At 50.5% G+C, this 12,797-nt stretch carries 7 protein-coding genes; 2 read left to right on the top strand and 5 right to left on the bottom strand.

What is annotated here, in order from left to right; genetic code table 11:
• Window positions 1-1,983 (bottom strand): ATP-dependent endonuclease, encoded by a 1,983-nt coding sequence (locus tag CRN80_RS08540; RefSeq protein WP_059396749.1) that lies wholly within the window; start codon window positions 1,981-1,983, stop codon window positions 1-3.
• Between the two features lie 288 nt (window positions 1,984-2,271).
• On the opposite strand from CRN80_RS08540, the gene CRN80_RS08545 reads away from it, so the two are divergent.
• A complete protein-coding gene (locus CRN80_RS08545; RefSeq protein WP_098949967.1) occupies window positions 2,272-3,195 on the top strand; it encodes a DUF4238 domain-containing protein in 924 nt (307 codons plus the stop codon).
• 84 nt (window positions 3,196-3,279) lie between these two features.
• On the top strand, window positions 3,280-6,480 hold the full coding sequence (locus tag CRN80_RS08550) for a hypothetical protein (RefSeq protein WP_098949968.1): 3,201 nt from the start codon (window positions 3,280-3,282) through the stop codon (window positions 6,478-6,480).
• A 732-nt stretch (window positions 6,481-7,212) separates the two neighbouring features.
• Here CRN80_RS08550 and CRN80_RS08560 read toward each other — a convergent pair.
• The 4 genes from CRN80_RS08560 to CRN80_RS08575 all read right to left on the bottom strand — a co-directional run bounded on the left by CRN80_RS08560 (window position 7,213) and on the right by CRN80_RS08575 (window position 12,628).
• Window positions 7,213-9,051 carry a TniQ family protein gene (locus CRN80_RS08560; protein ID WP_098949969.1) on the bottom strand — a complete coding sequence of 613 codons (1,839 nt, stop codon included), beginning with the start codon at window positions 9,049-9,051 and terminating at the stop codon, window positions 7,213-7,215.
• Between the two features lie 78 nt (window positions 9,052-9,129).
• Complete coding sequence (locus CRN80_RS08565) at window positions 9,130-10,059, bottom strand: TniB family NTP-binding protein (protein WP_098949970.1); 930 nt, start codon at window positions 10,057-10,059, stop codon at window positions 9,130-9,132.
• 3 nt (window positions 10,060-10,062) lie between these two features.
• Complete coding sequence (locus CRN80_RS08570) at window positions 10,063-12,009, bottom strand: Mu transposase C-terminal domain-containing protein (RefSeq protein WP_098949971.1); 1,947 nt, start codon at window positions 12,007-12,009, stop codon at window positions 10,063-10,065.
• Window positions 11,990-12,628 carry a TnsA endonuclease N-terminal domain-containing protein gene (locus tag CRN80_RS08575; RefSeq protein WP_059396744.1) on the bottom strand — a complete coding sequence of 213 codons (639 nt, stop codon included), beginning with the start codon at window positions 12,626-12,628 and terminating at the stop codon, window positions 11,990-11,992. Before CRN80_RS08575 ends, CRN80_RS08570 begins: the two co-directional genes overlap by 20 nt.
• Window positions 12,629-12,797 lie beyond the last annotated feature (169 nt).

Below are 12,797 nucleotides of genomic sequence, written 5' to 3' on the forward strand. Positions count from 1 at the left end.
TCAGTCTCGCCTCAGGGAGCTTGCAATATGTCGAACGACCTCAGCCAGAACTGCTGGCATATCTGCGGTTAGGCTTGCCTTACTAACACGCGTCAATGCCGCAAGATGCGTGGCTGGCTTGCTATGGGTGAGGAAGTGGTAACGATAACTCGGAAACAATGCCGGGTAATCCTCATAGGGTCCCGTGTATACCGAAAGTCCTGGACCTGAAGTCCCCAGCACAACCTCTGCAGCCTTGTCTGCGGTCGTACGAGGACCACCCCCTTTAGGAATTACGGCGGCATAGTCATCGGGGAAGGCATTTAGCATCTCCAGATCAAGGTCCAGCGGCGCAGAGAAGAAGACGTTGTATTTCTTCAGCCTATTCATCCAACCCAACAGGTTGGAGTGGTCACCTCGGTTGCTCCATTTGTGCATTCCGGCCAACTTTGCGTCAGTCATAATGCCGGATGTGACTTTGAGGATTTTGTCCTTAGGTTCACCGAACTCAATAAGCTTCTCCAGAGCTGTTTTTACTCGCCCCCAACCTCCACCATCACGGCCGAGATCCAAGTCCAAGAGAGTTGCGTAAGGAATACCTAGCCCCTTAAGTAAGCGCCAGAAATATTGGACGTGTCTTCCACCGAGAGGGACGATCGCGACGAAAGCTGGGTCGATGAGCAGATCAAGCGCTTCGGCGAGTTGAGGGAGGACGATCCTTTCCGAATCACCCTCAACGAGCAGGACAAACCGCGCGAAGTACAGCTCGGGATAGGCCAATATGGCACCACGCACAAACTTGCTGACCTCTACATCATCAGTTGGCAGCTCAATTCGCTTCACATTAGATACGCGAGTCTTTGCGTTACAGCGGCAGTAACGGACTTCGCTTGGCTCGACTCGGCTAAGAACTGCCGGCGAATGACTCGTAATTATGGCCTGCGCACCACTGGCCTCAGTCAACGATCGAACCTGCCGGATGATGCGAGCAAGGAAGTAGGGTGAAAGGTGGTTTTCTGGTTCCTCAAGAGCAAACAGTGTGAGCGCAGGAATATGGAGTGCATCCTCCCGAAAACCGTCCACAAAACCTTCAACGACCTCACGCTCTAGGTCAAAAACGGCGGCGGCCAATGCAAAATAAAAAAGCGACTGCTGTCCGTCACTGAGGGCTTCAATACCTCTTTCTCGCCCGTCAGGTCCCTGCTCAAATATGACCGCGATCTTGTTGATCACTTCCTCAAAACGTCGGCTCACCAGGCTGAGCCTAGGCTTGGTATTGGAAGCGTCGTCATGCAGGTCTGCCCAGCGTGTTTGCAGAGCCTCGGTAATTGCCGTGATCGCAGACTCGCCTTCAAACGCAGCAGTAAGGCTCTCAGTCGCCTCTTGCACTTTGTCTTCGGTGTCGGAGGACCATTCAATGGCCCTCAGGAGACGGGCTGCCAGCGTGCCGGCAGTTGCTCGGATTTGGCCGGCGGCGTCTCGACTTGCAGGGGTGTAATAAAGTTGTATGAGGCCCCGATCGGTCACTGCCACCGGTTGGTATTTGTCCTCTGCGGGCTCGTCATCTAAGCAATCGATCCAAAAAAGACTCTGTGACACCTCTCCCTCAAGTGTACCGTCGTCATCCCACTGTGCTTCAAGCCGCATTCGGCAAACGGGCGCCTGGGCTGCTCTCGTAATCAGCATGTGCCGAAATGAAGGGGCGATGGTTTCCGCGGTTGCAGACCCGTCCAACAATTCCGGGAAGGCAACGATCGCCTCGATGAAGAGCTCTTTGGAATCGCGGCTCTCAGGATCCTCTCCAGGAGCTAGGTGGAAATCGGAAAGTGATACGGTGCGCTGCGCCCGCGTAACCCCAAACAGCTTCGACATGGCCTGCAAAAGCGCAGTTTTACCCGCAGCGTTAGGGCCAACGATCGTAGTGACCTCGTCTGAGATTGGAATGGAAATCTCATTCGGGCCGAAACAGCGAAAGCCAGAGATCGTGATCGACTCGATGCGCACAGGTTCCTTCCTCAATGCGGTAACAGGCACACATGCTCGTTACTATTGGGCGAGGTTAACGCAGTAATAGTTCGCGCACAGCCCTTGAACCCGGATTTTTGTGCCATTTTCGCTTGTCAGGCTAAAACGTCGGACTAACTGCGTGAGAGCAGCAAACTGATTCCAGGCCCCCGAACAGTAAGCAAGAACACCCTTAATCCATTAATGAGCGTTTCGATAACCGTCTTCACCTGATCTAATTGTGGGCCGACCTAGCTTCGTGCTACTCGTACTAGAGAGCTCTACTAAATGCCGAACCCTCCACGCAATCATCACTTCGTCCCTCAACATTTCCTCAAAGCTTGGCAACACGAAAATGGCAGAATTTACCGTTATCGCCGGTTGCCTTCGAGCGGTGCGATCGAAATCAAGTCGGTGGCCATAAAGCATACTGCTTCGATCCAAGACCTTTATCGGCTCGACTTTGCAGATGGAGGATTTGAGGTCGAATCCAGCTTTATCACCCCTATGATTGATGAAGCGGGTCATAAAATCATCGAGAAGGCGCGTGGCAGCAGTGTTCAAGATTGGGAATTGGGCGACCGTCGGCAATTGGCAAACACGCTGACACTGATGGAGGCTCGCCACCCAGACATCCTCAAAGCCATGGATGTCCGCCAAGAGCTTGAGCTGTTCAGGAAGGAGATGAAAGACGGACAGCGGTCCTCGCATCGCTCAATTGATGAAGTTATAGATTACCTCAAAGCAAGCAGCTCTCTGGGTGTGCTGTCATTACTTTTGCTTGCCCAGAACGAACAAGTCCCGTTGATTGACGAGGCGTTTTCAGATGGCCTTGCGGCAGCGAACATGCGGGAATATAGCTGGGAGCCACCTTGCTTGCTCGCGTCAGATTACCCCCCATCCCGCTGGGGGCATTATCTGAAAGACCTGCTGCTCATCATCGCAATCGCGCCAGGTAAAGGATTGGTGTATTCCAGCGATCCTAACGTAACGGTGTACGATCGACTTAAGCCGCATACACGTGCTCGGCTCATCAACCTATACACGTTGGCGAAAGCACGTACGGCTTACTACATCGACGATACGCAAGGAGAGTTTGTAGACACGCATCTCGGCTGGGCTCACGACCGTACTACCCTCAAAGAGCAGCAGGAATATGTCACAAACTTCTTGATGGGCGAAGATGCCTGGGATCTTGAATGCCTCGACTGAGTGTGGATCCTATTTAACCTGGCGCCGCGTCACGGTATATATAGTCAATAACTGCCTACGCCTCACCAAAAAGGACCCCACGTGATGCAGATGAAGGCTGAAGATAAGGTCGTCTCGCCCTCCCAGTTCATGCGTCAGATCCGACCCGAGCTCTATTCCGACTCTACCCGCAAGATCAAACACCAGCTCAAAGCTGAGGTCCTGTCTCATCACTTGGAGACCATCACTGAGCGTAATCAGACGCATGACTTTGAATTGTTCTGCCGCAAGCTTTGCGAGCGGACGATTTGTCCAAACCTAAGACCGGCAACTGGGCCGGAGGGCGGTGGTGACAGCAAAGCCGACACCGAGACCTCTCCAGTTTCTGATGAAATCAGCACTCTGACCTTTGTTGGTACGGCAAATAGCGGCACCGAACGCTGGGCTTTTGCTTTCAGCGCAAAAAAAACTTGGGCCGACAAGATTAGATCCGATGTGAATGGCATCGTGGCGACAAACCGCGGTTACACCAAGATATTTTTTGTGACGTCGAGAGCTGCGCGTGCGAAGGATCGAGCCCGTGTAGAAGATGAGCTGAGCCGTTTGCACGGTGTCCAGGTGACCATTCATGACCGAGCTTGGATCATCAATGAGGTTATCGATAAAAACCGCCTAGACCTCGCGTTCAACTACCTGAAAATCGGTGACGAAGCGGACGATCTGGTTCTAGGCCCATCGGACTATTCACGTAAGCAGCAACTGGCGGACATTGAGCGAGAGCTTGAAGACCCTTCTGCATTTGTTGGGATGAAAATGCAGCGCGCTTCGGAGGCACTTCTGGCAGCAACATTGGCGCGCGAGCTGGAGCTGCCGCGAACGGATGTGGATGGCAGATTCCTTCGCGCCGTCCGCCTGGCGGACGATGGAGGAACGTATCGACAGCAGCTCACCGCACGTTACGAATCGCTTTGGACAGAGTTTTGGTGGTTTGATGACCTCAAAGCGATTCTCGATGGGTATGACGGGTTCGAGAATCGGGTCATCGAAGATGAGAATTCGATAAACCTCGGGATGCTCTGCAACCTCCTGCAACTGCTTTTCAACACCGTCATTCATCGCCACCGTACGCCGGAAGAGGTACAACTACAGCCCCGGATCGCCCGATTGTCCTCCCGTCTTGCCGAACTGGCGAGCGACAGCAGCCGCCCCAACAATGCGCTTGAGGCAAGGACCTCTCTGCTCACTATCCAGCTCAACGAAGCTTTAACATTTGGAGAGCCGGAGCGGGTTTCATCGCTGTGGCCGCAGTTCGCGAACATTCTTGTCGAGGCTGAAGGTTTAGGAGAGTTCAACGCCAAGCGCCTGGTGAGGCTTATCGAAGTGTTTGGCGAGGCCGCAGGCAAAGATCGCGGTTACCGAATGCTCGTAGACCAACTCTCCGACTTCGTGGCTAAACGCTCCGGAGAGGTGCAAGGCGCGGTGGTACTGCTCAATCGCGCTAAGCAGCTCGACTTCGACGAGAAAATGGAGATGATCCGGCTTCTGGGCAAAGCCGTCCGTCTGCTTTCCAAAAAGGAGAATGCGCAAGACTTTGCCGACGCTCAGCTTCAACTGGCACTTGCTTATCAAAGTGCAGGCTTACTTTGGGCAGCACGTGCAAGCTGCACCTCAGCAGCAGCGATCCTCTTTATTGAAGGCGAAGAGGATGGAGAGCTCCCGTTAATCGTGTTCCCGGCGCTCATGAATGCAGCATGGCAAGCATGCCAGCTTAAGCACTTCCCCGAATTGCTGGAAACTATTCAGATTGCGCGGGGCTGCATGAACTCTCTGCCTTTCGGTGAAGAAGCAAAGAAGCGCGCCGCCGAGCAGTTGAAAGACCATGACATGGTACTGGCCTGTCATCTGGCGAACCTCTCCAGGGAAGATATTCCAAGGCTGGAATCAATTCCTGATGTTCTCGCAGGATTAGGCTTGGATGTGAGCAGAACTACCCTGCTATACCTACTGGGGTACGAGGACGTTCTAAGAGAGGAAGGCTGGATACCCGAAAGCGAAACTACTGAAGCTGTTGAAGTCTTTTTCAATCAGTTAGCGGGACAGCCGGCAGGTGATGCGAGGTGGCGACCGCCAATTTTCAACGGCCCGAATGCTCAGGAGTATTCCACCTTGGTACTGGGCGTTCAGGTACATGTTCGACATGAACCAACCGACGTAAGTATAACCGTCGCCGAAGCCATTGCCGGGACGATCGAGGCTTTTTTCGCAACCGCGTTCGAGCTAGAAGCATTCGCTCACACAGAGCGTTTCCAAATCAAAATTATCGAAGCGGACATCGCGTGTTTCGAGGTGGCAGCTGATTTAGATCGGATGAGCGTGACCGTCCGCTGGCCTGAGAATATGTTTCCGTGGAACCCGGCGGTTCATAGTGATTTTCTCTCCATGCTGCTAGAAGTCGCGGCCACAGTTTTTTCTGCGACTTGCACTGCCAAGAATTTCGAAGATGCCGTTGACCAGCTATTCAAAGCAGATGCCGCAATGGAACGGGTCGCGATGATCGGTTCGCTCTGTTTTAGTCGGGAGCGCATTTTCAATGGTGTGGCACGCCTTGAGTCATGGGAAAAACATGCACTAAAAACGTTCGAGGCCACTCCAACTAGGCCGCAGGTAAGACGAGATCCGAAGTCAGCCAAAGCAGTTGTCCAACCCGAGAAACCAAGACCCCACGAGGCAGAACCTCCCAAGTTTACGGACCATCGCGGTGTAGTAGTTAAATCGGTGATCGACGTCCACCTTTGGGACCGCGCTGGCTGGACCGGCGTGGCTTATGGAGCGCTTCATCCAGCGGCACCGCCGTTCATGGCGCTAATGTTCAGAAATCGGGATGCGGGCGTAAAAATTTTTGAGCGGTGGCGAGACCGATTCGGGACAGTTGATAAGAACGATGAGATTCTCATCGAGATTGTTCGCCATTTTTCCTCAGAGCATCCACCACATTACGGAATGGCTATCACCTCAAACATCCAAAGAGATGAAGAACACCAGCGAACGCCGATGCTGACGGTACGCTCCATGACAATGGAGCCTGCGAATGAGGTCAATCTCTCAAGGTTTTTGGCAGACTACAAGAAGGCCGAGGCTTACCTGTTAATGCCCATGGTCGTGCTCCCGGGACATCCACCGCAACTCATCAAAGAGGTGTACCTTCTGAAGAAGTCGTTATCCGTCAATGAGGCCGCTGACGTAGGTCCAAACGACTTAGGTTTTATGTTCCTTCATTCCCGTGGCTTCGAGACCGGTCCTAGATAAACATCGGACATCCTGCTGCACTTTGATCTGATGATTGTTTAGGTACCAGGTCAGCAGAGCTTGTTGGAGGCGTGAATTACCCCCGATTTTCTGGACACCATGCAATCTCAACCGGCCTCCGCCGAATCAAAGTGACCTTAGCCATCGTTGTTGCTATCCAAGATTGACTAAAACTGAACTGGGTAATACGGTTTAGAAGCTCGCTCCGAGGTTCGTGGGTGAAAACCTCCTCTCGGAGACACCTGAAAGAAAAGCCCATCTTCTGATGGGTTTTTTTGTGTCGCTAGAAAACTTCAGTCAGCGTCAGCACACCCAACCTAATTCCAGGCGGCTGATAGCTGCGTTTTTCTAGACAGGCTGAGCACACAACCAGGATTAGTGCCGATGCGCTCTCTCCCTCACTGGTAATTGAACCTACCTAAGTGGTAGTTGTACTTTCTGATTGTGCTGTCAGGGGCTCAGGGCTCTGGTGGTTGCGAGGACAGTACTTTCCGCGTGTCCTTGTAATCTCGATAGCCCGCTTTCTGGAAGGCCATATCAAGTGCGAGGTGGTGCGGGACTTCGTGCTCACGCTTAATACCTTTGGCAAGTATCTTGATACCTACTAGGGTGGTTGGGATAAAAGAATCGTCTACCATAATAGCCTCTTAACAATTATTAAATTTCGTATTAATTACGATGCAGAACTAACAAAATATTCCGCTATAGCTGGTAGCAGAGGAAAGTTAATGGCTACTTATCAGCTTTCTTCTCTAATGAAACAAGAAGAGCCGAAAGTTTTTTGGTTCTCCTCCAAACATTTTGACGACATTGCACTCTTAAAAGGCTCGGTCCCGCAATAGGGTTAAATCCCCACTTACGCAGATAATGGCGAACGCTAATTGTCGACATTTTCAAAACCCTTCCAATTTCTGGAGCAAGTATGTAATTCCTTTGAAAATGCTCTATCGACTTATAGCTAACTAATTGTGCTGATCGCCTGGAACATTGAACTGTTTCACTTCCTAATTGACCACCGCGAACAAGTGCATAAGCAACTTCTTCTTTCACACCCAAAATTTTGGCAGCCTCACCAACGGAAAAATCATTTGGTCGAGGCGGTGTATGAAATATTATTGCCTTAGCCTTGATCTCCTGAGAAGAGACCAGCCACTTGCCAATATTTACAGCTTCAGAATCTGCACCGCAAAAAACAGAAACGTCACCTGACTTGATTGCTTTCATCAACTGGGGAAATCCATCAGCTGTAGGTAGGTAGTGCTTTGCGACTTGCGAGATCGTTATAAAATCATCACCAGATACATGCAAAAAACCAGCAGGCACTAAGTCAAGTATCGAATCATAGCGAATTAACCATCGTTCTCCGCGTTTCGGCGCATCCCCAGAGGTCTTTAACAGACCAGCCGCTATCAACTGTTCAATTCGTTTTTTACTGAGCCAAAGCAGTCGGGAGCATTCTCTTAAATTTAGGGGTTCACGGACGTCTGCTGATAGTTTGCGTGCTTGTTCTATATCTACAACCGCAGTTATCTTTCCGCATGCGTATTGAAACTCTCTCGTTTCCAGTTCTCCTGAAAGGTGCACTCTTCGTAGAAAACTTTCGGGAAGTCCGGTCATGCGTCCGGCTTTTTTGAGGGGTAGCCAGCGATGCTCAAGCAGAGTGCACTCATTTAAGCGGCGGTTCCTTTTTGCAAGCGGTCCATCCCAATTCAAAACGACATAGCCTTCGAATTCGTTTCTGACGAAATCGAAAAATTTGTCGTTTAAAAACATATATACGTCGTTATAAATCGGCCCGAATGCAGAGGCCAATTGCCAGGAAATTTTTGATTGCCTCACTTGCTTTAAATCCGTAAGAAGCTGAAAAAAAGCATTTGGCCAGCCCATGAAAACTTTACCGGCAGCACTCGCTAATTCGGGAACGATGCTTAACGCATCCTGCACTGGGACTTTTAACGTAATAGATTGGTCTAGACTCAGCGCCCTCACACCAATACGAAAGGCTAATTGGTGGAGTTGTTCATAACTGAGCGCGTCAAAGTCCTTTACTTCATTTACTTCGATCTTTCGAAATAGCTTTTCCAATTGTGTAGAAAGCCAGTGCCTCGCCTGATCAACAACCTCGATTGAATTTTTAATATTTGATATTGAGTGCCCGCAGCGGGAACAACTCTTTGCTTTCAGAAGACTAAGGTTGTTTTTTCCTTCGCAGAAGGGGCAGGCGTATAAAAGTGAAACTCCATGCCTTGTGCACGTAGTATAAAGAGTTAGATCCCATAGCTCACGCCAATAAAAATCCGACAATAGACAAATCGGACAGTACTTAGGATTAGAAAACGACCATGGTTTCTGATTGGAAACGGAAGGTTTTCGCAGTTCATCGACCGTGGCCTGCCAACTAACAGGTCTCTGCTCACAACTCAACCACTCATATACGTCATCATCGGTGGAGTTTTTAAATAATTCTAATACTTCGCCATTCACGAGACCATTACTATAACCTAAGCGTTGTAAGTAACCTGCCAGGCTTTCATCATATTTAGGAGCGGGATTTATCAACAATTCAAACATAACATTGAGTCTCTAAACTTTTATTGTAGAAACGACTAATCTCCAGCACCCTGGGAGGCTCCCAGGGTGCTGGCTGCTTTACGCCGCTATAACGTCAAAGTTCTCAAAAGGCTCACGAGCACCTACCAGCGGCTTAAGGTCGAATTTGCTACTGAAGGGATTACGATCATCAGTAGCAGCGCTCCAGACCTCATCACGAAAAGCCTCCGAAAGGACCCCAAGATCAATGCCTTCCAGCTTTCGATGCTGAACAAGCCACACCGCTCGATCTATCGTTTTGATTAAGTAGTCAATCAAGCCGAAGGAAGCCAGGTGGAATCTACTTACCAACGTCTTCTCTGAAAAGCTGATCGAGGCAACTGGCAGCAGATCCTGAATCACCTGGAGCAGAGTCACAAACTGCTCGGTGAGCATGAATCGGTCGTAATCAACCGTCGCAGAAAACCTCCGGCGCAACTGTTCATTCGCCCACAACAGACCCTCAGTCCGTTTCAATCCAACAAGCACGAACGTAATACTGGTCTCGTTCATCATGCTCTTGATCCAGTCCGCAGCCTCGTATGCGTCGTTACGCCTGTAATCCACCAAGTGCTGCGCTTCATCCAAAACAACCGCTTCCACGCCGAGGTTGGTCAAGAGCAGAATGATCCGGGCGAATTTTACTTCAGCCGAATACCTGCGGGCATCCGCATAGGGGTCGTTCAACGCCGTCAGGATGGCCGTCGCCAGGTTCTTTTTAGTAGGAGAAGATGGAATTTCCACCACAAGCACCCGGCGCTTTCCATTCTCACCGTCCTGTGTCGACTTCAATTCGCTGACGAATTCTTTAATCAGTGTGCTTTTCCCTACGCCGCTCGGCCCCTGGATAACGATTCCTTTGCTCGTACCCGCACGCCGAGTATCTCCGTGCACCTCAATAAGGCGGGTTAATGCCTGGTCCGCTTGGGGGCTGAGGATGAAGTGGTGACGCAGGGAAAACGGAAGTGCCGTTTCGTTAAAGGTATTCATGATTCAACCTCCCATACCTGGATGGCGATAAGTCACCTTGAATAACGACTTCTCGGCAGCAGAGGGCTGATCGTACGACTCAATTTCAGCGGAAACGGATGTAGGCAACGGGGAGTCGGCGTAGCGACCCTCCTTGTCAAACTTGGCCAAAGCTGCCGCCCTGCGTTCACGCATTTTCTGGGATTGCTTAGCTCCTTTTATCTCGGTCTGGAGATCTCGGTGGCACTTATGAAGCTGTTCGAAACTAGGGTTCGTTTTTCCGAGTTCTCGCAGCTTTTCCCTGGTCGCTTTTAATAGTTCGCGACTCATCCCTAACAGACGTTTGTCTTTTATTGGAACCATCAAAAACAAATTTCTAAACCGATCATGTACCCAGACATGCCCGATTTCATCCCGGTATCGAACGCTGACTTTTTCGCCATGACCCAGCCGCAGAATTAACTCGGCGAGCTCTGGCGAATGATATCCGTGGCCAGCGACCTGAATACCGTAATGATGGACTTTCACAGAAGCTCTACGAGCCAGGATACATTCGAGCGCATCTGGATCTACAGGCAACCGGACTTGGCGGTTCGGTTCGTCGGCCGCCCAAACCTGCGCTGGCGTCTTTAAATCTAGCCCGCGATGAGGGGTTTGATGGTAGCCATCAACAATCCATTTAACGATGCCCGCTTCAAGCTGGGGGAGCGTGAAGCAAGCATGCTTCTCGGATTTGTAGTCACCTTTTTTTTTAGAGTTCGAGAAAGTCGTGCCTGGCAAATTATGGATAAATCCCATATTTTGCGTCCGAAAGAACCTCTCTATAGAGCCTTTCAGTTCTGGCCCTCTTGAGCGAGGGTACATAATCTCGATACCTAGCTCATCGAAGCCAGAAATCATATCCCCAGAGTGAAATTCAGCAGCGTTATCAGGGACCAGTCGGGCCGGTAACCCATGAGCACGCCATTCGTGCTCGACCTTTGGGAAACGTTTTAATAGCTCTACCTTAGGCCGAATAGATCGCTCAATTACGCGAAGCACGGTTTCGGTATTTGGAGCAGCTAGGTGAAGCAAATACCCCATAATCATGCGAGAGAATTTATCTAACACGACCGTGAAATAGGGCCTCCCGATAACCAAACCGGTCTCATCGTCTACGAGCAATACATCCAAAAGGGTGTGGTCAATCTCCCAACGGTCCAGGATGCCATCGACCGTGAGAATTTCTACCGCGGCGCGGTGTTTTTTCTTTGCTGCAAATTTACCCAGACGATGGACGTCCACCTCATAGGGGTCAAGCTTGACAATGTACCTCCGAACGGTCATACCGCACGGCTTAATGAGCTGTCGTGAGGTTAGCCGTCCAGAGTTGATCAGATCAATCTCGTGGTGATAAGCACCAACCACACTGGATACCGTAGGGCGGGTATCCAGAAGGTAGTACTTTGCAATCACATCATCTAAGACATCCTTAAGCTCCCCGGTGATAGAGTTGCTTCTTCCCTTGTCCGTATGCTTCGGTACTAGGCTTACAACATTCCTGTCACGAAATTTTGAAATCCACCTTCTCAGGGTTGAAATAGATGGCTTGGATCTGTCCTCTATAAGCTTTGCTATTTCATCTATCTTCTTTTGGAGAAAATCTTTACCTGGTAACATTTTCTTATCCTCCAATACACTGGCTATATACTTCCGCCGGCGTAAAGCCTCTTCACTGTGTTTAGTGGGAAAGCAAGTTAAGTCTGGTGCGACATTCCTAACGTAAGGAACCACCCCAAGGTAGGGTTGTTCTGCGCACACCTGTATTTCATGGCGCTGGTAACCGAGATAAAACTCATCTTCAGATAATTTGGTAGGCTCGCCGAGCTCATCAACGAACAACAAGCGTCGATCAATTAACCTCCGATGGAGTGACATCCTTACACCACGGATAATTACGACTAATCTCGCCTTAAGTAAAAAGGTTTGCATGGCGATGTCCTCCGTTTAGAAAGACCTCTGAGCTTTCTGTTAAGGGCTTTTGGACGTCAATGCCAACAATGCAAAGCCCTAGCAATCGCCATGCGTCCATCTCGCCAAATACCTTGATTAGCTCACCAAAATCCTTGGGGCTGTATTTATCCAGGTCATTCCTAACTTCGGCGTGTAAGGTCGGGGACAACAAAGGGCCGCGCCTGTGATACAGGATTCTTTGAAGATTTCTCGCCGATGGCTCGCTCCAGATCAAGGCATCAGTAACGACCGAGAAGCTCCTGCCTGAGGCTGAAAAATGGATTTTGGCAGCGTCTAGCTTTTGCTTTACGCGTCTGATCAAGAGCTCCGTTTTAGGCTTCACCTCAAACCACCACTCACTCCCATCCATCAGGAAGGCGCGGATATCCGGGGCATATTTTACGAGTGAGCCATCTACGTTGAATTTCTCCCAGGTGGGCTGAGCCTCATAGCTACGAACGCAAGGGGACAGCTCAAGCAGACGGAAAAAACCGCCCTCTAACTGGGACTCCCAGCCAACAGAATGGCCATTTTTCAGGGAAGGGAAGTACCCCCTGAAATGACATGAACTACGAGTAACGACTTTACGAACAGCCATCGCACACCTCCATAGACGAGCACCGTCGCTGCGCCCGACAGAAAGGCACAGAGCGATACCCAGGGGGCCAATCGACAGGCAACACTGTCCCGTCGAGGGCCCTCGCTAAAGTCAAAATGATGGGTGAGGATTGACAAGCGCCAAAAAAAAGCAGAAATTGCGGGCTCTC

The sequence above is a fragment of the Pseudomonas sp. FDAARGOS_380 genome (assembly GCF_002591235.1).
Taxonomy (GTDB): Bacteria; Pseudomonadota; Gammaproteobacteria; order Pseudomonadales; family Pseudomonadaceae; genus Aquipseudomonas; species Aquipseudomonas salmasensis.